This is a genomic window from Ulvibacterium sp., assembly GCF_965228935.1.
Lineage (GTDB): Bacteria > Bacteroidota > Bacteroidia > Flavobacteriales > Flavobacteriaceae > Ulvibacterium.
Genome location: NZ_OZ245846.1, coordinates 949121 through 974471, shown reverse-complemented (window position 1 = coordinate 974471; position 25351 = coordinate 949121). Strand labels below are relative to the sequence as shown.

General features: G+C 43.0%; 24 protein-coding genes. 13 read left to right on the top strand and 11 right to left on the bottom strand.

What is annotated here, in order from left to right; genetic code table 11:
- Positions 1-8 precede the first annotated feature (8 nt).
- From ACO06Y_RS04200 to ACO06Y_RS04185, 4 genes are all read right to left on the bottom strand, one after another.
- Positions 9-1418: a Gfo/Idh/MocA family protein gene (locus ACO06Y_RS04200; protein WP_422082578.1), complete on the bottom strand. Its 1410-nt coding sequence runs from the start codon at positions 1416-1418 to the stop codon at positions 9-11.
- Between the two features lie 141 nt (positions 1419-1559).
- Positions 1560-2231 carry an HD domain-containing protein gene (locus ACO06Y_RS04195; RefSeq protein WP_422084234.1) on the bottom strand — a complete coding sequence of 224 codons (672 nt, stop codon included), beginning with the start codon at positions 2229-2231 and terminating at the stop codon, positions 1560-1562.
- 5 nt (positions 2232-2236) lie between these two features.
- Positions 2237-2965, bottom strand: coding sequence for a lysophospholipid acyltransferase family protein (locus ACO06Y_RS04190; RefSeq protein ID WP_422082577.1), 729 nt, complete (start codon positions 2963-2965; stop codon positions 2237-2239).
- A gap of 90 nt (positions 2966-3055) precedes the next feature.
- Positions 3056-3466: a BrxA/BrxB family bacilliredoxin gene (locus ACO06Y_RS04185; RefSeq protein WP_422082576.1), complete on the bottom strand. Its 411-nt coding sequence runs from the start codon at positions 3464-3466 to the stop codon at positions 3056-3058.
- Positions 3467-3605: 139 nt separating this feature from the next.
- Between ACO06Y_RS04185 and ACO06Y_RS04180 the strand changes: the two genes are divergently transcribed.
- The 4 genes from ACO06Y_RS04180 to ACO06Y_RS04165 all read left to right on the top strand — a co-directional run bounded on the left by ACO06Y_RS04180 (position 3606) and on the right by ACO06Y_RS04165 (position 7217).
- Positions 3606-4343 (top strand): TerB family tellurite resistance protein, encoded by a 738-nt coding sequence (locus ACO06Y_RS04180; protein WP_422084233.1) that lies wholly within the window; start codon positions 3606-3608, stop codon positions 4341-4343.
- Positions 4344-4479: 136 nt separating this feature from the next.
- The gene (locus tag ACO06Y_RS04175) at positions 4480-5064 is read left to right on the top strand and encodes a HupE/UreJ family protein (protein WP_422082575.1); all 585 of its coding nucleotides are present in this window, start codon (positions 4480-4482) and stop codon (positions 5062-5064) included.
- A 75-nt stretch (positions 5065-5139) separates the two neighbouring features.
- Positions 5140-5577, top strand: a complete 438-nt coding sequence (locus ACO06Y_RS04170; RefSeq protein WP_422082574.1) for a deoxycytidylate deaminase — start codon at positions 5140-5142, stop codon at positions 5575-5577.
- 14 nt (positions 5578-5591) lie between these two features.
- Positions 5592-7217, top strand: coding sequence for a S41 family peptidase (locus tag ACO06Y_RS04165; protein WP_422082573.1), 1626 nt, complete (start codon positions 5592-5594; stop codon positions 7215-7217).
- On the opposite strand, the gene ACO06Y_RS04160 is transcribed toward ACO06Y_RS04165, so the two are convergent.
- Together ACO06Y_RS04160 and ACO06Y_RS04155 are read right to left on the bottom strand one after the other, a co-directional pair.
- Entirely contained in the window at positions 7214-7420 is a 207-nt protein-coding gene (locus ACO06Y_RS04160; RefSeq protein ID WP_422082572.1) for a hypothetical protein, read from the bottom strand. The two genes, ACO06Y_RS04165 and ACO06Y_RS04160, sit on opposite strands and share 4 nt — an antisense overlap.
- A gap of 12 nt (positions 7421-7432) precedes the next feature.
- Entirely contained in the window at positions 7433-8017 is a 585-nt protein-coding gene (locus ACO06Y_RS04155) for a MarC family protein (protein WP_422082571.1), read from the bottom strand.
- A 120-nt stretch (positions 8018-8137) separates the two neighbouring features.
- On the opposite strand from ACO06Y_RS04155, the gene ACO06Y_RS04150 reads away from it, so the two are divergent.
- Positions 8138-8710: a DUF3109 family protein gene (locus ACO06Y_RS04150; protein WP_422082570.1), complete on the top strand. Its 573-nt coding sequence runs from the start codon at positions 8138-8140 to the stop codon at positions 8708-8710.
- On the opposite strand, the gene ACO06Y_RS04145 is transcribed toward ACO06Y_RS04150, so the two are convergent.
- Positions 8700-10451 carry a tetratricopeptide repeat-containing sensor histidine kinase gene (locus ACO06Y_RS04145; protein ID WP_422082569.1) on the bottom strand — a complete coding sequence of 584 codons (1752 nt, stop codon included), beginning with the start codon at positions 10449-10451 and terminating at the stop codon, positions 8700-8702. The two genes, ACO06Y_RS04150 and ACO06Y_RS04145, sit on opposite strands and share 11 nt — an antisense overlap.
- A gap of 230 nt (positions 10452-10681) precedes the next feature.
- Positions 10682-11416, bottom strand: a complete 735-nt coding sequence (locus ACO06Y_RS04140; protein WP_422082568.1) for a LytR/AlgR family response regulator transcription factor — start codon at positions 11414-11416, stop codon at positions 10682-10684.
- Positions 11417-11740: 324 nt separating this feature from the next.
- On the opposite strand from ACO06Y_RS04140, the gene ACO06Y_RS04135 reads away from it, so the two are divergent.
- The 6 genes from ACO06Y_RS04135 (at position 11741) to ACO06Y_RS04110 (ending at position 20445) form a co-directional block, all read left to right on the top strand.
- Entirely contained in the window at positions 11741-11938 is a 198-nt protein-coding gene (locus tag ACO06Y_RS04135) for a hypothetical protein (protein ID WP_422082567.1), read from the top strand.
- A 13-nt stretch (positions 11939-11951) separates the two neighbouring features.
- The gene (locus tag ACO06Y_RS04130; RefSeq protein ID WP_422082566.1) at positions 11952-12500 is read left to right on the top strand and encodes a hypothetical protein; all 549 of its coding nucleotides are present in this window, start codon (positions 11952-11954) and stop codon (positions 12498-12500) included.
- Between the two features lie 870 nt (positions 12501-13370).
- Positions 13371-14357, top strand: a complete 987-nt coding sequence (locus ACO06Y_RS04125) for a ribonucleotide-diphosphate reductase subunit beta (protein WP_422082565.1) — start codon at positions 13371-13373, stop codon at positions 14355-14357.
- A 108-nt stretch (positions 14358-14465) separates the two neighbouring features.
- Positions 14466-16955, top strand: a complete 2490-nt coding sequence (locus tag ACO06Y_RS04120) for a ribonucleoside-diphosphate reductase subunit alpha (protein ID WP_422082564.1) — start codon at positions 14466-14468, stop codon at positions 16953-16955.
- A gap of 792 nt (positions 16956-17747) precedes the next feature.
- Positions 17748-19112 (top strand): TrpB-like pyridoxal phosphate-dependent enzyme, encoded by a 1365-nt coding sequence (locus ACO06Y_RS04115; RefSeq protein ID WP_422082563.1) that lies wholly within the window; start codon positions 17748-17750, stop codon positions 19110-19112.
- A 16-nt stretch (positions 19113-19128) separates the two neighbouring features.
- On the top strand, positions 19129-20445 hold the full coding sequence (locus tag ACO06Y_RS04110; RefSeq protein WP_422082562.1) for an alpha-L-fucosidase: 1317 nt from the start codon (positions 19129-19131) through the stop codon (positions 20443-20445).
- Between the two features lie 10 nt (positions 20446-20455).
- Here the strand turns inward: ACO06Y_RS04110 and ACO06Y_RS04105 are convergent, their stop codons facing one another.
- The 3 genes from ACO06Y_RS04105 to ACO06Y_RS04095 are packed head-to-tail and all read right to left on the bottom strand — an operon-like array spanning position 20456 to position 23740.
- Positions 20456-21370, bottom strand: coding sequence for a hydroxypyruvate isomerase family protein (locus ACO06Y_RS04105; protein ID WP_422082561.1), 915 nt, complete (start codon positions 21368-21370; stop codon positions 20456-20458).
- A 10-nt stretch (positions 21371-21380) separates the two neighbouring features.
- Positions 21381-22028 (bottom strand): gluconate 2-dehydrogenase subunit 3 family protein, encoded by a 648-nt coding sequence (locus ACO06Y_RS04100; protein WP_422082560.1) that lies wholly within the window; start codon positions 22026-22028, stop codon positions 21381-21383.
- A complete protein-coding gene (locus ACO06Y_RS04095) occupies positions 22028-23740 on the bottom strand; it encodes a GMC oxidoreductase (RefSeq protein WP_422082559.1) in 1713 nt (570 codons plus the stop codon). Before ACO06Y_RS04095 ends, ACO06Y_RS04100 begins: the two co-directional genes overlap by 1 nt.
- A gap of 142 nt (positions 23741-23882) precedes the next feature.
- Between ACO06Y_RS04095 and ACO06Y_RS04090 the strand changes: the two genes are divergently transcribed.
- Complete coding sequence (locus tag ACO06Y_RS04090; RefSeq protein WP_422082558.1) at positions 23883-24884, top strand: sugar phosphate isomerase/epimerase family protein; 1002 nt, start codon at positions 23883-23885, stop codon at positions 24882-24884.
- A 19-nt stretch (positions 24885-24903) separates the two neighbouring features.
- Entirely contained in the window at positions 24904-25347 is a 444-nt protein-coding gene (locus tag ACO06Y_RS04085) for a DinB family protein (RefSeq protein ID WP_422082557.1), read from the top strand.
- Positions 25348-25351 lie beyond the last annotated feature (4 nt).

The window sequence follows — 25351 nt, the reverse complement described above, 5'->3', positions numbered from 1 at the left end:
TTCCGTTTTTAGGATATTTCCCAACCTTTTCTGTAGTTTCCTTTGACCCATTCATTGGCTTTGTCCCAATTGGTGACTTTCATGTTGTTTCCGTCCCAAAGGATTTTACGCCTTCCCGGGTAGTTAAATCCTCTGCCGTTGGATCTCTTTTCCTTAAGCTGAAAAGCCCTTATGGCCAGATTACCCATTAGAACTGCTTCGGTCAACGGACCGGATCGTTTGAAATCCGACGAGGTTTCCACACCATTTAGGCAACCTTCCACGAAATTGCGCTGATGCCCTCCAGTGTCGCCCTCTATTCGTTTTAAATAGGGTTTGGGTGCATTGAACAATTCCATGTTTTTACTGGGCAGCAATCTGGCGTTTCGGGAATAGGTGTCCGCCACCAGGATACCCCGGGTACCATAAAAAACACTACCTCCACCACCATCTCCAATGGTCTCGCCCTCACCGAGTTCATCGGGCAGATCGGGTTTCAATCCGCCGTCATACCAGTTCAGGGCGATATCGCCATGTTCCTCCGTATGGAATTTCAATCGAACTATAGAAGAAGCGGGACATGACTGGCTATAATCGGCTTCAACAAAATCACCTACCCAATTGGTCGTGCAACTCGCCTCTGCTTCTGAAGGATATCCCAGATCCAATACGCCAAAGGGAGTTTCCATAATATGGCAGCCCATATCGCCCAAGGCACCGGTTCCAAAATCCCACCATCCACGCCATTTAAAGGGCAGATAGGAATCATTGTAGTCCCGCATGGCGGCCGGCCCTAACCATAGGTCCCAGTCCAAACCTTTGGGTATGCTGTCCTTGCCTTTGGGTATAGGGACACCTTGCGGCCAAACCGGACGGTTGGTCCAGCAATCTACCTTATACACTTTACCGATAATACCGGATTGGATCCACTCCTTGGCTTCACGACTCCCATCACTGGACGCTCCTTGATTGCCCATTTGGGTTACGATACCGTTTTCCTTGGCCACGTTTGTCATCATCCGGGCTTCGTTGATATTGTGGGTCAATGGTTTCTCTACATAGGCATGTTTCTTGGCCTTCATAAAGGGGAGGGCTATGGGGGCATGAGTGTGATCGGGTGTGGCTACCATAATAGCATCGATTTCACTTAAGTGCTGATCGTACACCTTTCTAAAATCTTTGTATCGCTTGGCTTTTGGATATTTTTTATAGGTGTCGGCGGCCCTTTTATCGTCTACATCACAGAGTGCTACGAACTTTACTTTTTTGGTCTCGTCCAATCCCCGGATTACTCCCGATCCCCTTCCTCCTACACCAAAGGCACCAATATACAGGGTATCACTTGGCGGAACATGTGTTTTTCCGAGAACATGGTTGGGAACAATGGAAAAAGCGGCCGAGGTCGCCGCTACATTTTTGATGAACTTTCTTCTTTGCATCGTGTTGTTGGGTTTATAAAATGGTCACGGAAGATACAAAAATTAAGGAAAGAATCGACCCTTCGAATAGACCTATACCATCAGATTTTTTGAAAGGAAGTATGAATAACCAAATACAGGGGCATCCCTATTCCCAAGTACTTAGGATTCAGGCTTCAAGGGATCCCATTCCTTATAAAACTGTTCCAGATAATCCAGCATAAATTGATGTCGCTCCTGAGCCAGACGTTTTCCGGTGTCCGTGTTCATCCTGTCCTTAAGAAGTAACAACTTTTCGTAAAAATGGTTGATGGTCGGCGCATCTGAATTTTTGTATTGCGGCTTGGTAAGTTCTGGATTTGGGGTAATTGCCGGGTCATAGAGCTTTCTGTTTTTAAATCCACCATAATTAAAGGCCCGGGCAATACCAATAGCACCTATGGCATCCAACCGATCGGCGTCCTGAACCACCTGCAATTCCTTGGAATTGAATAAAGGAACTTTTTTCTCGCCCAAACTATTCTTAAAGGAAATATTTTGAATAATCTGTACGACCTGGTCTATGGTGCTTTTAGGTACGTCTAGCGACTGTAGAAAAGATGTTGCCCATCTTGGCCCAATAGTTTCATCCCCATTATGGAATTTGGCATCGGCAATATCATGTAACAACGCTCCCAGCGAGACGACCAATACATCCGCTTTTTCGGTCTTGGCTATGTGTAGGGCATTGTTGAAGACCCGTTGAATATGAAACCAGTCATGGCCACCTTCCGCCTCCATTAAGGTTTCCTTTACAAAAGAGATGGTCTGTTCTATTATTTCGGCATCCGTCATGGATCTCATACTATTCCTGCGGTTACCTGCTGCTCCGTTTGGGCGATTAACTTATCGGCATTTCCTTTGTTTTCGATAGGGGAATGCACAGTAAAAGTAAGATGGTTGCCAATGCCATAAGGAAACTTGCCATACCGTAACATCTTCCACGAATTATTGATACTTATAGGAACGATAAATGCCGAAGGAGCGTTTCGCAGTAATATTTTCAGCCCCATAGGTTGGAACTTTTTTGGTTTTCCGGTCCGGCTTCGGGTGCCTTCCGGAAAAATGACCGCGCTCCGGTTATGCTCCTGTATGTACTTGCCCAATTTGGCTATCTGCGCCAAGGCTTGTCTACTATCCTTTCTATCGATTAAGACCGAACCTCCGTGCCTTAGGTTGAAGGAAACACTGGGAATGCCCCGGCCCAATTCGATTTTGCTTACAAATTTGGGATGATATTTCCGCATAAACCAAATGATGGGAGGAATATCGTTCATACTCTGGTGATTGGCAACGATAATAAGGGGCGTATTATCGGGAATGTCGTATGAATTTTTAAAGGAATAGGTAGTACCCAGGATATGGGTACATCGCACCAAACACCAATTCAGGAGACTAACGCTTCCTTTATGGGCCGTATATCCAAATAGGTTTAGGCATATCCATTGAATGGGGTGGAAGACCACAAGGGCCAACCCGAAGAAGACAAAATAGATGACCGTAAGCGGATATGCCAGAATTTTTCGCATGCTGCTAAATTAAAAAACCGCTTCGTAGGGAAACGGTTTTTCTTGTTATTTTAAGGAGCTACCGATAGGTATAGGTCCTAAGAAACGCTCTTAACAGAACTCATTATAGGCCTCTGTCAAATTCTCGGCAATAATTTCTGCAGGCCTACCCTCAATGTGGTGCCGCTCGATCATATGGACTAACTCACCATCCTTGAACAGCGCCATACTAGGCGAGGATGGGGGAAAGGGCACCATAAGATTTCGTGCTGCATTTACCGCTTCGGTGTCCACACCGGCAAATACGGTAACGGTACGATCGGGTTTCTTATCGTTTTGCAAGCTTAGTTTTGCGGCCGGTCTAGCGTTGGCGGCAGCACATCCACAAACGGAATTAACCACAACAAGTACGGTGCCATCCTGGTTAATATTCTCTTCGACCGCATCTGCGGTGTATAGTTCATCAAACCCGGCCAATGCCAAGTCATCTCTCATGGGCTTTACCAATTCTTCTGGATACATAGACTCATTTTTTTGTTGATAAGCAAAGATAACCAATTCATACCTTTTTGTACAAGTGTTAACGTTTTATTGGGCGAATTGGTTTTCCCCTTGTAGGGGAGTGGATGGGGGCGTATCTTTGCCAAAATTGAAAAAGGACATGATCAAATGGTTTACGGCCATTTTAGGGTATTATCTTTTTCGCCTTCCGGGAGCCATTTTGGGATTCTTGCTGGGCAGTTTTATCGATAATTTGAATAGCAGCGGCGGAGGTGCCCGTACCATTTTTAGGGATATCTCACGACAGCAGGTTTCCCCGGCCGATTTTGAACTCAATCTAATATCCTTATGTTCCTTGGTCATTAAGGCCGATGGGAACGTTACCCAAAGGGAACTGGACTACGTTAGGCAATATTTTGTGGCTACTTATGGCAAGGAAAAGGCAAATGCCATATTTAGGACATTCAACGAAATCAACAAGAATAGGGAAATCTCCGCCCAGCGCATTTGTGCCTATTTAAACCAGCGCACCCGCTATGAAGTCCGGTTACAGTTACTGCACTTTTTGTTCGGAATCGCTCAGGCGGACGGATCTGTCAGTACGGCCGAAGTCAATAAACTAAGGGAAATTGCAGGCTATCTACGCGTAGCGATGCGCGATTTTGAAAGCATCAAGGCCATGTTCATAAAATCTGCCGACAATGCCTATAAAATTCTTGAAATTGACAGGTCCGCAACGAACGAAGAGCTCAAAAAGGCATACAGGACCATGGCAAAAAAATACCATCCGGATAGGGTAAATACCCAGGACGAGGCCATAAAGAAGGGGGCTGAGGAAAAATTCAAACAAGTGCAGAAAGCCTATGAGGAGATACAGGCCGAACGGGGAATAGGCTAATCATTTGGTATGGAAAAGGATTATGAAAATGGAAAATCGACCCAAAACTTTTGCGAATTAAACGAGGGTAAATTTGAATTCAAAAAAATATCCACCCCTAATCACAATTCGGTACTTTTACCCTAAACCCTAAACTATGCAAGATTTTTGGTTCTATATAAAACTTGGGCTGGATCACGTATTGGACTTCTCCGCCTATGACCATATTCTTTTTTTATGCGCCTTGGCAATTCCGTTCACGTTCAAAAGTTGGAAAAAAGTAGTGCTCTTGGCCACGATTTTTACCATTACCCATTGCTTGTCCCTGTCCCTTTCCGCGTATGAAATCGTAGTGGTCAATGTGGCTTGGATAGAGTTTCTTATTCCGGTGACCATTTTGCTTACCGCTCTTTTTAACCTCGTATACGTATGGACCTCAAAAGGGAATAGTAGTATGTGGCTTCACTTTCTGGCCACCGCTTTTTTTGGGCTGATTCATGGGTTCGGTTTTAGCAACTATTTTAAAATGTTGGTTGCCGCCGAGGAGGAAAAATTATCACCCTTGTTGGGATTCGCCACTGGAATAGAAATAGCCCAAGTATTGATCGTACTTTCCGTATTGGCTTTGGCCTATTTGTTCCAATCAATTTTAAAAATGGGTCAGCCCCTATTTATAGGAATTGTCTCTATTTTAATTATCTGCATTACAATACCCATGTTGGTCAATACGTTTCCAATGTAGATTTTCACTTAAAATTAACCCAATTAAGGTTGTAGGGCTTTCGCAAAGCAGGTATCTTAGTGCCTTTCAGTATGTATGAAGGAGAGCAAGCAAGAGAAATACGACAAGGCCTATTTGCGAATGGCCCAGGAATGGGGCAAGCTTTCCTACTGTAAGCGCAGGCAGGTCGGGGCGATTATTGTAAAGGATAGGATGATTATTTCCGACGGTTATAACGGAACGCCCACGGGTTTTGAGAATATCTGCGAGGACGATGAGGGCTATACCAAATGGTATGTTCTTCATGCGGAAGCCAATGCCATAAGCAAGGTGGCCTCGTCCACACAGTCCTGCGAAGGAGCTACTTTGTACATCACCCTTTCCCCCTGTAAGGAATGTAGTAAACTGATTCATCAGTCTGGCATAAAACGTGTGGTCTATCAGACGGCATATAAGGATAACTCCGGATTGGAGTTCTTAAAAAGGGCAGGAGTAGAATTGGTCCATATGGCCGCGATCGAAACGGTGACTTAAACTAAAGACGTTAAATGAGCAGAAAATATAGTTACATCTGGCCCACCATTATCGCCGCAGCATTGGCGTTGGGCATTTTTGTTGGGGGCAAGCTTCATTTTAACGATACCCCGGAAAAGCTTTTTACCACAAATTCGAAAAAGGATAAGTTAAACCGACTTATCGATTATATCGATTACGAATATGTGGACGAAATCAATACGGATAGTATCGTGGATGTAACGGTCAACAATATCCTGGAAAAACTAGATCCGCATTCCGTCTATATTCCCAAACAAGAGATGAGCAAGGTATCCGAGAACATGAAGGGGGATTTTGTGGGTATCGGGGTAAATTTTTATTCCTACAGGGATACGATTTCCGTGATACGTACCATAGAGAAGGGACCTAGTTTTTTAAAGGGGATCAAGGCCGGAGATCGAATCTTAATGGCCGATGACGATACGCTTTATGGGAGAAACCTACCTAGTGATCGGATTGTGGAAAAACTAAGGGGCGAGAAGGGGACAAGTGTACAGTTAAAAGTCTATCGTAAGGCGGAGGAGCGGATGTTTACCGTAAATGTAAAGCGGGACATTGTACCCATAAAAAGTGTACAGGCCTATTATATGCTGACTCCGGACATGGGATATATAAAAATAAACCGTTTTGCGGAGTCCACGTTCAAGGAGTTTAAGGCCGCACTTGGGGATTTAAGCCTACAGGGGGCAAAGAAATTGACGTTGGATTTAAGGGACAACCCTGGGGGTTATTTAGGCATAGCCGAACAAATGGCGGACGAGTTTTTGGAAGATGGCAAATTAATTCTCTTTACCAAGAACAAAAAGGGGAAAATAGATAGGATTTATGCCACGGACAACGGGAGTTTTGAGGACAAACCGGTTTTTGTATTGATTAACGAAAGATCGGCATCGGCCAGCGAAATCATTGCAGGAGCACTTCAGGACAACGATATTGGGACCATTGTGGGCCGTCGTTCCTTTGGTAAGGGCTTGGTCCAACGAGAAATGGAACTGGGAGATGGCTCGGCGGTGCGATTAACGGTGTCCCGGTATTACACCCCCACTGGCCGAAGCATACAAAAGACCTATAAGAACGGTACCAAGGATTACTACAAAAAATTTACCGAACGTTATCATAATGGGGAACTGGTTTCCGTGGATAGCATAAAGGTGGCGGACTCCCTAAGATTTACGACCCCAAATGGTAAAGTGGTCTATGGCGGCGGGGGTATCATCCCGGACGTCTTTGTACCTATAGGAACAAATGAAGAGGAAGCGGTTGAGAGTATGGATAGCCTTGGCTTTCTATCCTTTTTTATCTTCGAGCACCTGGATGAAGATAGACAACGTTATGCGGATTGGACGGAAGAAAGATTTGTAAACGATTTTAGGGTCGATGATATTTTGTTCGAGCAGTTCGTGGACTATTCCATCTCCCGAAACCTGAAGATGAATTTTTATGACTTTGAAGACCGTATTAAGCTCTACCTCAAAGCCGGATTGGCAGAACAGTTGTTCGGGCCGAACATACACGCCAAAATCAAGGCCGATGCCGATGCTATGTTACAAGAAGTATTGGAGCTGGACAGACCTACCATACGGCAGGGCGAGGCCGAAAAGATAGAAGCACGGAACTAATCCTTCTCATTGAGCTTCTTTTGGATTTTTTTTGAGGTCATATAAATCAGCAGCAGCACTATGGCGCATAAAGATGCCAAAATACCTATCAGTGCAATAATACTATCTCCCTGAAAGGGGTTTCCAAAATCTACCAAGGTAACGTTATAGGCAATTAAACCTAATGCCAGAATAATTAAAATTATAATCAAAGTTCTGTTCATGGTCAGTACAAATTAGGGAGCCAACAATTGATTGACATTTGAGGCGAACAATTTTACGGCTATGGCCAAGATAATTACGCCGAATACCTTTCTGATAATACTTAGGCCGCCTTTTCCCAAAACCCTTTCGATTTTTTTTGAGGATTTTAATACAAGATAGACAAAGATCGTATTTAAAATAATGGCGACAATAATATTCTCCACATAAAACTCCGCGCGTATGGAAAGGATGGAGGTCATGGTTCCGGCCCCGGCAATAAGGGGAAAGGCTATAGGTACAATGGAAGCGCTTTTGGGTTCGTCGTCCCTGTACAGGGTAATTCCCAAAATCATCTCTATGGCCAAAAAGAATAGGATAAAAGCACCGGCTACCGCAAAGGAATTTATATCGATTCCTATGAGATTAAGAATTTCCTCCCCAACAAAAAGAAATGCCACCATAAGGCATGCGGCTACTATGGAAGCCTTCCCGGACTGTATATGTCCCACTTTGTTCCGAAGGCTTATGATAATGGGAATGCTGCCCACAATATCGATTACGGCAAAAAGTATCATAGTGGCCGAGGCAATTTCCCTTACATTAAAGTGCAATGACATGGCTGATAAATTTGTGCCAAATGTACGTTGAATCGGCAGTTTTTGGATGACCGTTTCGAAAAATAATTGTACGGGAAGTATTAAGGAAAACCTATCTTTGAGACCTTTAAAAGACCGGTCATGTTTCAACTGGGAAAAACCATTGTTTCCGAGGAAATACTGGAGAATGATTTTGTTTGTAACCTTACGGCATGTAAAGGGGCGTGTTGCGTGGATGGAGAGGCCGGTGCACCCTTGGAGGAGAGGGAAACCGAAATTTTGGTCGACATCTACAAACAGGTCAAGCCTTTTTTGCGCGAGGAGGGGATTGCCGCGATTGAAGAGCAAGGGGCATTTGTAAAAGGAGAGGATGGTGAGTGGGAAACACCTTTGGTGAACAACAATGAATGTGCCTATGTCGTATTTTCGGAAAAAGGGATTGCCAAGTGTGGTCTTGAAGAGGCCTATAATCAGGGAGCCACCCAATGGAGAAAGCCGGTTTCCTGTCATTTGTATCCCGTCCGTATCAAGGAGTATACGGAATTGACTGCTGTCAACTACCATAAGTGGCAAATTTGTGATCCCGCCTGTACCCTAGGTGAAGAACTCAAAACCCCTATTTATAAGTTTGTAAAAGAGGCATTGGTACGAAAATTTGGTAAGGAATGGTATTCAGAGCTAGAGGTAATCGCCAAGGAATATCTTAAACGGTAGGTATATGTAATATCACCTTGGTGCCCGAGGATTTTCCGTTTTCGTCAAAAAGATCAATTATTTCCACCTCAAACGAATTTTGATAGTCACGGGAGAAATTGGCAAGCCTTTCCTTGGTGATATCGATACCCACGGATTTACGTTTTAGTACCTTGCCTTCCTTTATTTTTTCGGCGGCATCCCTTCCCACACCATTGTCCATAACGGCTATATGTACAAAACCATCCTTCCCTTTACTTATATGAAGACCAATCTTTTTTTCCCCTTCTTTGGAGGACAGTCCATGCCACAGGGCATTTTCCAAAAAGGGTTGCAGTATAAGCGATGGAATCTTTACCTGATGCACATCGATATCCCCGTCTACGATAATTTTAAAATCGATTTCATTGGAAAAACGGATATTCTCTATGTTCATGTAGAGCTCTACTGTTTCCAGTTCCTCGGCCAAGGGTATTTCCTTTAAGGATGATGCTTCCAGAATTTTACGTATCAATTTGGAGAACTTGTTCAAATAATGGACCGCATTTTTTTGTTCGTTATTAATAATATACAGTTTAATGGAGTTAAGGGAATTGAACAAAAAATGGGGATTCATCTGACTGCGTAACATACTCTGCTCCAGGGTAAGTAACTTTTTTTCGTTCTTGAGTTGATATTGCCGATAAAGAATATAGAAAATCCCGGCCAACAGGGCCAAGGCTATCCCACTGGCCAGAAGGGTTTGGTTATTCTTTCGAAGCTTTAACCGGACAATTTCGTTTTCCTTGGCCAGGACTTCGATTTGGTTGCCCTTCTTTTCCGAGTCATACCTGAAAATAATATCGTTTACATAACGGACGGTACTTTCGTTCAGAATTTCCTTATCCAGGTTTTCAGCTTTTAGCTTGTAGTTCAGCGCCTGTCTGTAATCCCGTGTCTGCTGGAATAATTCGGATAAAAGATGACTGGCCTGGGCAGACTCCCTCCTTAAATTATATTTCTCCGCAATTTGTAGCCCCAGGAGCATACTCTCCTTTGCTTCATTAAAATCTCCTGTTAATAATTGCGCCCATCCAAAAGTTATTCGGGCAGGGGATAAAAGAAAACCATCGCCCAATCGTTCCGCAATGACCAAGGTAGGCTCAAGGATTTCTATGGCTTCTTTTGATTTGTCCTGTTTAATATATATCTGGGCGATACTGTTCTTGCAGATAACGCGCCCCATATCATTATCCAATTCCTCATTATAGGAGAGTGAAGTGCGATAGTTCTCCAAAGCTTTGTCCAACTGGCCTTGCTCTTCCAGGCATTCCCCGATGTTTTGGTAGTTAATGGCAAGCCCCAAGGTATTGCCCAGCTCAGCTTCCAGGGTTAGGGTCCTCTCAAAATGTTCTATGGCCTGATCATATTGTTTTAAAAGCTGATATAAATTGCCAATAGAGTTCAGGGACACATTAATGTTCCGTTTTAACCCCAAAGAAGGATTCTCAACGGTTTCCGCCAATTCCAAGGCCCTTTGGTTGTGATCCATTGCCGTTCGTATGGAAGAAGTTCTTCTATAAGCAACCCCCAACATATTTAGACTGGATACCCTGAACTCCAAATTATCGGATTCGGTGGCCAAATCCAGGGCATTCTGGTGAAGTGCAATCGACTTGGTATATTGCGATAGATTCCGAAATCTTCTCCCCAGCTGATTTAGGGCGTAGATCTGTCCTTTAGTATATTCGCTTTGGGCCGCGGAATTTGATAGATACCGCATTAAGACGGTATCGTTTCGATAAGGTCTTAGAAGTGAATATATTTGGGTATAACTTGGATCTGAGCTTATTATACTGTCAACCGTTTTCTTAAAGCTGGCGGGGACGAACTGTGAAACACTGCCGTAGGAAACAAAAAACAATAATAGCAACCAACACGTTTTTTGTTTGGCAAAAACCAAAAAATTACCGAAGGGCACCAATTGTTTGATTCCGGACCGCATATAGTGACCTATAATTTGTCCAAAAAATCGGATTTCTTTTGTCTTGAAACAGGAATTTTATGATTGGATTTTAATACAACATAACCATCCGTTTTTAAGAACTCCTTTATTTTGTTTAGATTGATGATGTAGGAATTGTGTATCCGAAAAAAAGAATCCTCCGGGAGCAGTTCGTTTACCTCCTTAAGTTTTTTGGTCAAGACTATTTTTTGTCCATCGACCAGAAAAATGGTGCTATAATTGCCATCGGATTCCGCATATAGTATTTCCTCACTTTCCAGAAACAACAACTTTCCATCTGTATTGAAGGTAATCTTTTTATGGATCGGATTGGCATTGAAATTGAGCAATATATTTTCCAACTTTTCCGCGGTGAAGCTCCTAGCGTTATATTTTTTGATTTTGACAATGGTATCCTTAAGATCGTCCGTATCTATAGGTTTTAATAAATAGTCTATAGCTTCGTTCTTTAAGGCTTTTATGGCATACTGGTTATAGGCCGTAGTGATGACCACCGGGAAACTTCTGTTCCCGAGTTTCTGGATAAACTGAAATCCGTCCATAGTTGGCATTTCTATATCCAAAAAAAGGCAATCCGGGGTGTTTTTCCCCAGATACGCCAAAGCTTCCGACGGATCGGTAAAGGAAGCCAAAACTTTAATCTCATCACTAAAATTGGTAAGCTCCCAGGAAAGACTTTGGAGAGCTTTGGCTTCATCATCCACTATTACGGCTTCCAACATAACATCTAAAGGTAATTAAATCAAATATAAAACTATAGGTCAATTTTTGGTAAAAAGATGTGTTGATGGGAGTAATTTAAGTATAGCTGGCCCAAAAAGGGATAAGAATGGCAGATTTTTAGGTATTTGGAATATTCCTTTAAATGGCCGGTTTTGAGATGTAAAACTGCCAAGATTACCATTCATACAGGAAATTTTACCGTTCATACAGAATAGTTTTTTGAAAGCGGCACCATGTTATACTTTAGATTTATCAAAATTCAGATTTGTTTAAGTTCTCCCCACTAGATGTAAAAATCGAACAATAGAACCAAAAACAGAATTATGAAAAAGTGTATGTTGATGTTCATCCTTTTGGTGCTTACCATTATTATCGCTACAATGTCGGAGAGAAAGGATGAGAAAATATTGAGCTACAGTTTGACCGACAAGGAAGTTTCCTTGAACAACGCAATTTTAAGCCAGAACGACCAAGGCACAAGAACTGCCTATGAGGAACCCTCCGGTGAACCTCTGGAATAATTCATCGGTAACCATGTCTCAATTCTTTATAAAAACAACTAAAGTAGGTTTACTGGCATTATTGCCCTTATTTCTGATTTCCAATTATAGGGTAGATGTGTCCCTTGGAAATCCAAAAGTATTGGATGGGAAGTACACCCTGAACTCTAGGGGGGTTGAGAATACGGTTTTAAAAGGCAAGATTGTATTTGAAACTTCTGTTAAAGAGACCAATAGTGGAATCCCCTTCTCAACTTTGGTACTTAAATTGGAAAATGATGGGGAAGCCTATCAGCATACCATGGAATTTTTGATTTCCAAACAGGACAGCCCCAATGGAATAGACGTTGGAAGATATACGGTAGCCCGGGATATAGAAGGATTTATGGATAGTTTTGATGGAATTTTTGGACATGCAAACTTCCAGGCCCTAGGGGAGCTTCCCTTTTTTACAAAACAAGGTACAATAACCATTTCCGGTTTACATGATAGTTTTTTACAAGGCTTTTTGGATATTGCCATGTATGACCCTGAAGGCAGGGAAATCACTATATCAGGGAACTTCATGGCAAAGCGATTATAAAAAATAAGTCAAATGATTGACTATCAAATTTATTAACATAAGTACTGTTGAGCTGAAATTTCTTATTTTTGCCATAATTCAATATTGTCTTGGCCTATATTCAATTTCAAGTTGTTTTTATTTTTTAGCCCCCTCTTACCCCAATTGAATTCATTATATGTGCAAATTTTTAGTTTATAAGATAGATTTAGTGTAATTTGAGGGGTGCTATGGGCCAATAATAGTTCTCTAAGACAAACGATAAAATTGGTAATAAAAAAAAATATAAAATATTTGATAACACTGCCATTCCAGGATGTACGGCCTTTGGAAACATGTTGGAAACATACATGTAGCTGTTCTTGAACAGCCAATCTAATGAATCGTCGCACAATGGATACCGACCAACTTGTTGGTTTTTGCTCGATTATAGGTTTCGGGGGAACTACCTGAATCAGCATCCTTCGCGATGAGCATCAGTTCATGATGCATTAGAGGGCCGTACGGTTTGGCGGTATTATCAAATGATTTTTGGCCACAGGCTTATTTTCCCGCTTTGTGAATCAATAAGGAAGTTACAGGTTTCTTCTCCTTACCGCCTTCCTTTGATATCATTACTAACATTCTAATAAATAGACCGGAAAGTATGTTTTTTCATACTTTCCGGTCTATTTATTTTGTTTGATCCCGCTAAAATAAAATAGGGATTTTTTAATTTCTGATAACTGCAATGTTCATCACTTGTGAGGGTGGATTTCAACAACCTGTGTTAAAAACTTTGAGCCGGTTTTGATAAAACAGCCTTTACAATTTCATAACATTTTTAAATCTTTGTTACCCCCCGCCGTAAGGTAATTTTATCTCAATTTAACTTTAAAAACTCAATAGATTATGTCAACAACCGTGGAGCCTATTTTGCAGGAAAATAAGGATAGATTTGTAATATTCCCCATTGAACATCACGATTTGTGGGAATGGTACAAAAAATGTGAGGCCTGTTTTTGGACCGCCGAGGAGATTGATTTACATCAGGATTTATCTGACTGGAACGATAAATTAAGTGACGACGAACGTTACTTTATAAAACATATCTTGGCCTTTTTTGCCGCATCCGATGGGATTGTAAATGAAAATTTGGCCGAGAATTTTGTGAACGAAGTCCAATATTCGGAGGCCAAGTTCTTTTACGGATTCCAGATCATGATGGAGAACATCCATTCCGAAACCTACTCCCTGTTGATTGACACCTATGTAAAGGACGAAAAGGAAAAAAACATCCTTTTTCAGGCTATTGAGAACTTTCCGGCCATCAAGAAAAAGGCGGATTGGGCGCTTAGATGGATTGATTCCCCAAGCTTTGCCGAGCGATTGATCGCCTTTGCCGCTGTGGAGGGGATTTTCTTTTCCGGGGCTTTTTGTTCTATTTTTTGGTTGAAGAAAAGGGGGTTGATGCCAGGGTTGACTTTTTCCAACGAATTGATTTCCCGTGATGAAGGCATGCATTGCGATTACGCCGTTCATTTGCACAACCACCACTTGGTCAACAAGGTGCCCAAGGAAAGGATTACACAGATTCTGACAAATGCCTTGGATATAGAGCGCGAGTTTATTACGGAATCCCTACCTGTAAGCCTCATTGGGATGAACGCAAAACTGATGACCCAATATTTAGAATTTGTAACGGACAGGCTATTGGTTGAACTTCAATGTGAAAAAGTATATAATTCTACCAATCCATTTGATTTTATGGATATGATTTCACTACAGGGGAAAACCAATTTCTTTGAAAAAAGGGTCTCCGAGTACCAAAAAGCCGGTGTCCTCAACAAAGAGAAGGATGAGGATGCTCAAAAAATCAGTTTTGACGCCGATTTCTAAGTATTGAATTATCCGGATTTCTAGACAGGCTCGGATAAGTTATAGAGCGGGACCTAAGGAAACGCAACACACAATTTACCAACACATCACTAAAACAACGTTAAGAAAATGTATGTAATAAAAAGGGACGGAAGAAAAGAGCCGATGATGTTCGATAAGATCACGGCAAGGGTCAGAAAACTATGTTATGGCCTCAACGAACTGGTAGACCCCATAAAAGTTGCTATGCGGGTAATAGAGGGACTTTATGATGGTGTTACCACTTCGGAGTTGGACAATTTGGCCGCCGAACAGGCCGCTACCATGACCACTACGCATCCGGATTATGCAAAATTAGCCGCTCGTATTTCCGTTTCCAATTTACATAAGAATACCAAAAAATCCTTTTCCGAGACCATGAAGGATTTGTACGAGTATATAAATCCCAGAACGGGTAAAAAAGCCCCGCTTCTTTCCGATGAGGTCTATAAGGTAATTTCCGAAAATTCGGAAAAACTGGATTCGACTATCATATACAATCGTGATTTTGGATACGATTACTTCGGCTTCAAGACCTTGGAGCGATCCTATCTCCTTAAGCTGAACGGGAAGATAGCCGAACGACCCCAGCATATGTTGATGCGCGTTGCGGTTGGAATCCACTTAAATGATTTGGACTCTGCCATAGAAACCTATGAGCTGATGTCAAAAAAATATTTCACCCATGCAACACCTACCCTCTTCAACTCCGGAACGCCCAAGCCGCAGATGTCCTCCTGCTTCCTATTGGCCATGAAGGACGACAGTATCGATGGTATTTACGACACCTTGAAGCAGACCGCGAAAATCTCCCAATCTGCGGGGGGAATCGGACTTTCCATTCACAATGTTCGGGCTACGGGATCATATATAGCCGGTACCAATGGCACTTCCAATGGTATTGTCCCTATGCTAAGGGTATTTAATGACACGGCCCGCTACGTTGATCAAGGAGGCGGGAAGCGAAAAGGAAGTTTTGCCATTTATGTAGAGCCTTGGCATGCGGATATTTTTGACTTTTTGGAATTGAAGAAGAACCACGGAAAGGAAGAAATGCGTGCCCGTGATCTGTTCTACGCCATGTGGATTCCCGATTTGTTTATGAAGCGCGTGGAGGCCAATGAAGATTGGACCTTAATGTGCCCCAATGAATGTCCAGGATTGTTTTCAAATCACAGTGAGGAATTTGAAAAACTATACTTGAAATATGAGGCAGAGGATAAGGGTCGCAAAACGGTAAAGGCCAGGGATTTATGGGAAAAAATATTGGAATCCCAGATTGAGACGGGAACGCCCTATATGCTTTATAAGGATGCGGCCAATCGTAAAAGCAATCAGAAGAACTTGGGTACTATCCGATCTTCCAATCTTTGTACCGAGATATTGGAATATACCTCCCCCGATGAAGTAGCGGTTTGTAACTTGGCCTCTATAGCTCTTCCCATGTTTGTTAAAGGGGGCAAATTTGATCACAAGGAATTGTTCAAGGTTACAAAACGGGTGACCAAGAACCTTAATAGGGTCATTGATAGGAATTACTACCCCGTAAAGGAAGCGGAAAATTCCAATATGCGCCATAGGCCAATAGGTTTGGGAGTCCAAGGACTGGCAGATACCTTTATTATGTTGCGTTTGCCCTTTACCAGTGATGAGGCCAAGGAATTGAACCAAGAGATTTTTGAAACCTTGTACTATGCCGCGGTTACCGCTTCTATGGAGGAGGCCAAAGTAGAGGGAGCCTACTCTTCCTTTAAGGGCTCACCAATTTCAGAAGGGAAATTTCAACATAATCTTTGGGGTATCAAGGACGAAGAACTTTCGGGCCGTTGGGACTGGGAAAAATTGCGCAAGCAGGTCATAAAAAATGGTGTGCGCAACTCGCTATTGGTCGCTCCCATGCCTACCGCGTCTACATCCCAAATACTGGGGAACAACGAGTGTTTTGAGCCCTACACCTCCAACATTTATACCAGAAGGGTATTGTCCGGGGAGTTTATCGTAGTGAATAAGCATCTCTTGGAAGATTTGGTAAAACTCGGAATTTGGAATGAAAACCTAAAACAGGAGTTGATGCGCGCCAATGGCTCCATTCAGCACATTGATATAATTCCCGATAGTATTAAGGAATTGTATAAAACGGTTTGGGAGCTCAGTATGAAAGATATTATTGATATGAGCCGTCAGCGTGGGTATTTCATTGACCAGAGCCAATCGTTGAATTTGTTTATGGAAAATGCCAACTATTCCAAATTGACCTCTATGCATTTTTATGCTTGGAAAAGCGGTTTAAAAACAGGGATGTACTATTTGAGAACCAAGGCGGCCGTGGATGCCATCAAATTTACTTTGGACAACACCAAGAAAAAGGAAATACCTGTGAGCGTAGCCGCCGAAGCCGAGGTTGCGGCAGCCATGCCCCCTGCCCCTGAAGAGGCCAAGGCCATTGAGGTTAAGCCCACTCCTGTAGTTCAGCAACAAGAACCGGATATTCAGCCCATGACGGCCGAAGAGATGAAGGAAATGATTGCACGGGCCAAGGAAGGCCAGGCAGATGATGATTGCCTTATGTGCGGATCATAATTTGTGCTGGAATGCCTTATCGTTTTGATAGGGATTCAGCATTGTGTGATAGTGTTTATTGATTAAAAAGCCTTGGTAGTATACCGGGGCTTTTTCAATTCTTCTAAAAGAAAGTCAAAGGAATATAAGGCACACGGATACCCAAGAAAGAGAATAAAGAACGGTCATCGAACCAGTCTATTTTTTAAAATACGGCTTCAAAGCTATGGAAAACATATAGGCCGCAAGGTAAATCATTAAAATAACAAGATAATTGTCCATGCCCCAATAAAGATTTGTTTAATATATACGCAAGAAAAACGAAAAAAGATTACATTAATTTTACAAACAGAGTGAAATATTTGTTAAATGTCATTTAATATTGACATAAAGATCAATTGTGTTTAAAAGAAGGCAATAGTAGGACTGCACAGACAGTCTCTATGGATAGAATCGGGGTGGTGGGGTACGTTTGCAGGATTACAAAATAATCTATGAATCCAGCCTTTTCTTTAAATAAAAAAGATAGAAGGCCCTTGAAATCAGGAGCAAAAGCACATATACGCCAAGAAGGTAGATATAGGGGGACATAATAAATTAACGTAAATGTAAGCCAAAACTTACGTAGGTATTGTGCAGTTTATCGAAAACTCAAATTTTTTCGACCAAATGCATTAATAAAGGGAGTGCTGTCAGGATTAAAGAAGGCCCATTATAGTTCAATGAAAAGGATTTTTCTTAAAACCTTTCGCTATATTTAAAACATAAGCAAAGAAAATGTAAAACTGTCATTCTGACTAAACATAAAGACCTATGGGGCAACGCAAATTTACGCTAGAAGAAAATGAAATTCCGGAAAACTGGTACAATATCGTTGCCGATATGCCCAACAAGCCTTTGCCTCCCCTACATCCGGGAACCTTGGAACCTATTGGTCCGGAAGCGTTGGCCCCATTGTTCCCGATGGCCCTCATTGAACAGGAAGTGAGTATGGAAAAATGGATTTCCATACCTGATGAGGTACGGAATATTTATGGGTTATGGAGGCCAACCCCTTTGTATAGGGCATATGGTCTGGAAAAGGCGTTGGATACCCCGGCAAAAATCTATTACAAATATGAGGGAGTAAGTCCTTCCGGGTCGCATAAACCCAATACTGCTGTGGCCCAGGCCTATTATAATAAGAAGGAAGGGGTTAAAAAGATTACTACCGAGACCGGTGCCGGGCAATGGGGCAGCGCATTGAGTTTCGCCTGCCAACACTTTAACATCGATTGTGAAGTGTATATGGTGAAACTCTCCTATGACCATAAGCCTTACCGCAAATCTATGATGAACACTTGGGGGGCTAAAGTTTACGCATCCCCAACTGACTTGACGGAGGCGGGCAAGAAAATTTTGGCCCAAGACCCAAATAGCCCGGGCTCTTTGGGAATAGCGATTTCGGAGGCCGTTGAAGCTGCCATGCGCAATGATCAGACCAAATACGCCCTTGGAAGTGTCCTTAACCATGTTAAGCTCCACCAGACCGTAATTGGGCAGGAAGCCATAAAGCAAATGGAAAAAGCAGGGGATATGCCGGATATAGTAATTGCACCGTTCGGTGGTGGATCCAATTTTGCAGGAATCGCTTTTCCCTTTCTCCGATTGAATTTTGAAGAGGGGAAAAACATCCGCTGTATTTCCAGTGAACCTACCTCATGTCCAAAATTGACACGAGGTGTGTTCAAATATGACTTTGGCGATACCGGGGGAATGACACCCCTGTTGCCCATGTATACCTTGGGACATGATTTTGTACCGGCACCTATCCATGCAGGAGGACTCCGTTATCATGGTGCCGGGGTCATTGTAAGCCAACTGTTGAAAGACAGACTGATCGAGGCGGTCGCCCATGATAATTTGGAGGTTTTTGATGCCGGAGTACTTTTCGCAAAGGCTGAAGGAATAATCCCTGCTCCAGAAGCCACGCATGGCATTGCCACGGTAATTGCCGAGGCCAATAAATGCAAAGAGGAAGGTGTTTCAAGAACCATCCTCTTTAATCTTTGTGGACATGGTAATTTTGATATGAAAGCCTATGACGATTATTTCGAAGGAAAAATAATAAAGCATGAATTGACCCAAGACCAAATCAGCGCGTCCTTGGCAAAATTAGATACTCCCGATATACCTTAAAACTCTATCCGAGACTATGAAAAACTTAATTTTTGCAACCGTTTTTCTCACCTTATCCCATACGGTTTTTGCCCAAGAAGTTTATGAACCCACCAAGGAAAACTTAGAAAATCGCCAATGGTTTCAAGATGCCAAATTCGGTCTTTTTGTACATTGGGGGGTATATAGCGTAATGGGAGGCGGAGGTAACCCGGGTGTTGCCGAATGGTTTATGGAACAAAAAAAGATTCCTATAGCCAAGTACGAAAAACTGCCCAGTTTTTTTAATCCTATAAATTTTGATGCCGCCGAATGGGTACAAATGGTAAAGGATTCCGGGATGAAATATATTACCATTACCAGTAAGCATCATGATGGCTTTGCCATGTATGATTCCGATATTTCGGATTATAATATTGTGGATGCCACACCTTATGGTAAGGATGTACTCAAAATGCTGGCCGAGGAGTGCAGGAAACAGGGGATAAAGCTCTTCTTTTACTATTCGCAGTTGGATTGGCACCATCCGGATTATTACCCCCGTGGAAGAACGGGCCAGGGATATACAGGCCGTCCGGAAAGTGGCAACTGGAACAATTACATTGCTTATATGAACGCCCAATTAAGTGAGTTGTTGACCAACTACGGCGAGATTGGAGGGATATGGTTTGATGGTATGTGGGATAAAAAAGATGCCGATTGGCAACATGTGGAGACCTATAAAATGATCCATAAACTTCAACCTGGGGCTCTGGTCGGAAGTAATCATCATGTGAGCCCTTATCCCGGTGAGGATTTTCAGATGTTCGAACAAGACCTTCCGGGTGAGAATACCGCAGGATTCAATAAAGGGCCTATAAGCCAGTTGCCCTTGGAGATGTGCCTGACCATTAATGGTTCCTGGGGGTTTAACCTTCTGGACGATAATCACAAGTCGCCCAAGGAATTGGTGCATATGTTGGTGAAGTCGGCCGGTAGGGACGCTAATTTGTTGTTAAACGTTGGGCCCATGCCCAATGGGGAAATACAACCGGAGCATAAGGCATCGCTTAAGACCATGGGTGAATGGATGGCCAAAAACGGAGAAACTATTTATGGAACCCGTAAAGGAATCATAGCCCCTGAAGATTGGGGTGTCAGTACCCAAAAGGGAAAGACGTTATACATCCATGTTTTGGATTGGGACAAAGAGGTCTTACTCATTAATCCATTCAAAGAAAAAATACAATCGGTAACGTTCTATAAGGATAAGACCAAGGTCGGCCATCGTTTGGATAAATACGGCCTTCTGCTGGAAATCCCAAAGGACAAAAAAGACGATGTTGACACGATTATAGAGGTAGTCTTAAAATAGCAAGCAGGGGCTATAGAAAACTATCCACTTCTTTGTAGGCATCGATAACGGCCTGTTCGCCAGTTTTACCTTGCTTGGAATTTCCATGTTCCATGCCCAGGACGCCATCAAACCCTTTCTCATGAATCCACTTAAAGACGTTTTTATAATTAATTTCACCTGTGGTGGGCTCTTTCCGTCCCGGATTGTCACCAATTTGAATATAGGCGATTTCATCCCATGTGAGTTCCATATTATGGATGAGGTGTCCTTCATTTTTCTGCATATGATAGATATCGTACAATATTTTGCATGATGGGCTATCTACGCCTTTACATACCAAATAAGTCTGTTCCGATGTCCTCAAGTACAGATCCGGCGAATCCGATAATGGTTCAAGTACCATGACCAATCCATGGGGTTCAAAAATTTCCGCCCCTCTACGCAGGGCTTCAATGACATTTGCATTCTGAACACCGATAGGAAGGTTTCGCTCAAAACCACCTGGAACAACGGTCATCCATTTCGCATTGACACGTTTGGCCACCTCTACAGCTTTTTTACAACCATCCAAGAATATGTCCAGATATTCTTGTTTGCCCGCAGCGAGGGTATTTGCCATATTACCACCCTTGTCTACCACGAAGACGCCCATGGTCATATTGCGTTTGGCAAGAGTCTCCCCCATTTTGGTCTGTAAGGCCACGTCGCGTTTCATCATGCCATTGTCTTCAAAGGCTGTAAATCCCTGATCTGCCATAAAGTTGATTTGGTCTATAGGATCTTCTCCGGCAAGTCCCTTGAACATCCCCAAATGTGGGGCATATTTTAGGTTAAACTTGTATGGCGCCTCTATTTTGCTATTGTTGGCATAGGCCATGGTTCCACTTAGGGAAATTGCTCCACTGCCCAGTGCGGTTTTCTGAATAAAACTTCGTCTTTTCATAAATCTATTTTTATAAGGACCAAGCCTTGCCCCCTGTTAGTTCATTAACATCGCCACAACCGATATACTCCCCGGGAACAGGAAGGTATTCCAATACCTGCTCCCCCACATATTCAGAGGTTTTATAGCCCCAAATGGTTACATCCCTTAGGTTTTTGGCAAAGGCAAAACGTGAAACGGCGTCGTCTAGACTTGCTTCTTTTCCCTCGGCCATGGCCTCATTGTACTGTTGAATGGCTTCAAGGTTCTTCATTTCATCCGCTTTGGTAAACTTTAGGGCCTCGGCCAGGACGGGTTCCAAATCCGTGGAGGTTAGATTACCCGCCTTTTCCTTTCCAGAATTTTGCAAGGCGGTATTAAGGAAACGACCCATGGACATTTTTGTAAAGTCCTGTTCCTCCTTTGCCATAACTTGATCTGCAAAGCGGTCAATAAATACATGTACCTGAACTTCGGATGCCGATGGCGTGTCCGTTTTTGGAAGAATGATATCGACCAATTTGGTCAATGCAGCCCCTTCATCCTGGGTAAAGAAATCCGGTGTCCATTCCAAGGCCACTTCGCTTTTACAGCTCTGCATTAAACTGATCAGTGTTGGGGTAGCGACGGAATAGCCCATGGCCAGCCCCATATTTTTAAGTGCTTTTCTTCTATCCATTATATATTTCCTTTTTTTAGTTCTTTTGCTGCATGATCGGCCGCCCGGGCGGTAAAGGCCATATAGGTCAAGGATGGGTTTACGCAACTGGCCGAGGTCATGAAAGCGCCGTCCGTTACATAGACATTAGGTACCGTATGAACCTGATTATTTCCGTTGAGAACTGAAGTTTTTGGATTTCTTCCCATACGTGCGGTTCCCATTTCATGAATACCAAGACCTAAGGCACCTGGGCTATCAAAGGGTTCCACATCACGTAGGCCTGCTTTCTCCAACATTTCAACGGCCGAGTCTTTCATGTCCTTTCGCATCTCATATTCATTCTCCCGCAATTCCGCATCAAAGGTCAAAGTAGGCAGTCCCCATTGATCTTTTTTGTCATGGTCCAAGGTAAATCTATTGTCCTCATAGGGCAAGACCTCCCCGAAGCCTCCCATGCCAAAGGTCCATCCTCCGGGCTTTAAAATGGCATCCTTCATTGCCTTTCCATAACCGAGCTCTGCAATACTGTCGTCCCAATTGCCTCTACCCGCTCCGCCTTGATATCCGAAACCCCGCTTATATTCCTTGCGATTGGAGTTCCCTCCTAAATTTCTAAAGCGTGGGATGTATATGCCATTGGGCTTTCTTCCCTTATAATACTTATCCTCAAAACCATCGAACTTACCTTGCGCGCCTACCCTCAGATGATGATCCATTATGTTACGGCCCAATTGGTCGGAATCGTTGCCCAGACCGTTGGGGAATCTATCCGACTTGGATTGCATCAATATGGCAGTCGATGCCATTGCAGAAGCACAAAGGAAGATAACCTTGGCCTTAAATTCATGACTCTCTTTTGTGGTACGGTCAATGACCTTAACACCGGTAGCCCTTTTGGTATCCGGATCGTACAGTATTTCATGAACGATGGAATCCGGCCGTAAGGTCATATTTCCTGTACGCTCCGCCGCCGGAAGGGTAGAGGAAAGACTGCTGAAATACCCACCGAAAGGGCATCCACGGATACATCGGTTTCTAAATTGGCATTTAGTACGCCCATCAAACTTCTTATCGCCCGTTATGTGGGCCACCCGTCCGGCGGTTATAACCCGACCATCAAAATTTTCGGCAACTTTTTCCCGAACATGTTGTTCTACACAATTTAGCTCCATCATAGGGAGAAATTGCCCATCGGGCAATTGTGAAAGCCCAAGAAGTTCCCCACTCACCCCAATATAGGATTCTACCTTGTCATACCATGGTGCAATGTCCTTGTATCGTACCGGCCAATCGACCGCAATTCCCTCGCGTTTGTTCGCCTCAAAATCAATATCGCTCCAACGGTAACTATGACGGCCCCATTGCAGGGAACGTCCTCCTAAATGATACCCTCGCATCCAGTCAAAACGTTTGACTTCATTGTAGGGGTGCTCCAAGTCGTTTACAAACCACATACGGCTGGCCGCTTGGGTAGTATAACCTGTTCGTGCTTGTTTCAATTGTTGGGCCTTCTGTTCCGGAGTAGGTTGACCTCCGTTTGGAAAATCCCAAGGGTCTAAATTGGCGGTCTCATAGTCTTGGATATGTTTCACCATTCTACCGCGTTCCAGAACCAATGTTTTTAATCCTTTTTCGCACAATTCTTTTGCTGCCCAGCCTCCGCTGATGCCAGTTCCGACAACAATAGCGTCATACGACGCCTGTTCGTCGTTGTAATAAAATTTGCTCATGTACCTGATTGTTTATGCCCTAAATGTATTAAATATAAAATTAATTTTCTACATTTAAACGCTATACTCCTTGCGGTGTGGTTTACTATATCGATGTAGAAAATCAGCGGCGATCCATAAGCAAACAACTAATCCAAATACCATGAGAAGAAGACGTTTTATACAAAATGGCTCACGAGCGGGCCTGGCACTGTCCCTTTTGGGATTTCATGCCTGTAAGCAAGAAAAGAAAAAAGACTCCAAAGAAACCGAAGAAAATACGATAATGGAAGAAACCGGCCCTTTCTTTAAATTGTCCCTGGCCCAATGGTCCATCCATAAAATGATACGGGAAGACGGAGTAGATCCATATACCTTTGCCGAGAAGGCCAAGAAATGGGGGTTTACCGGCATTGAATATGTAAATCAATTGTACAACAAGGAATTGGAAGCGGCCAATTACTCCGATGAAGCAATGGCTGCTTTCGTGGAAAAATGTAATGCGGAAGCGAAAAAACATGGGGTAGAAAATGTACTGATAATGGTAGATGGAGAAGGTTATATGGCTGTGCCGGATGCCCAAGAACGCAAGCAAACCGTAGAAAACCATTACAAATGGGTCGATGCCGCAGCGGCCATGGGATGCCATGCCATACGGGTAAATCTTTATGGAGAAGAAGACCCAAAAGCCTGGAAGGAGGCCTCGGTGGATTCCCTTACCCAATTAGCTACCTATGCCAAGGATAAAAATATAAACGTAATCGTGGAGAACCATGGTGGACTTTCTTCCAACGGGGCCATGGTAGCGGATGTTATGGAAACCGTAAACATGGATAATTGTGGTACGTTACCGGATTTTGGGAATTTTTGTATCCGAAGGAACGACCCCGAGGATTATAGAAAGGGCTGTGCCGAAATGTACGATATTTATCAAGGTGTAACCGAGTTAATGCAACATGCCAAAGCAGTGAGCGCCAAATCCCACGAATTTGATGCCAATGGAAATGAGACCCAAATCGATTATACAAAAATGCTCCAAATTGTAAAGGATGCAGGTTACACAGGTTATATTGGTGTGGAGTACGAAGGGAGTGAACTAACTGAGGAGGAAGGTATTTTGGCCACTAGGGAATTGATGCTCAATGCTGCCAAAAAATTGAGCTGATACCAAAGTAATACGGTTTATGAAAGTTTTTTTTAACCAGCTTTTTGATTACAACTTTTATTGCAACAAAAAACTTATTGAGCGGTGTAGTGTAATGGAAGTCGTTCCAGAAAAGAGCATTGTACTTTTTAGTCATATCCTCAATGCCCATCATATTTGGAATGCTAGGATTCTTGGAAGACCTCCTGAATATAAGGTCTGGCAATCCCATGACGTAAAGGATTGGGGCGATATACATTACGAGAATCAACGGAGTTCCTTTGAGATTACCACCAATTCGGATGATTTCGAAAAACGGATCGATTATGAGAATACGGAGGGGCGTTTGTTCGCCAACACCTTACAGGATATTCTATTCCATATCATTAATCATTCCTCGCATCATCGGGGTCAGATAGCCATGGATTTTAGGGCTAACAATTTGGAGCCGTTGCCATTGGATTTTATTCATTACAAACGTTAACAAA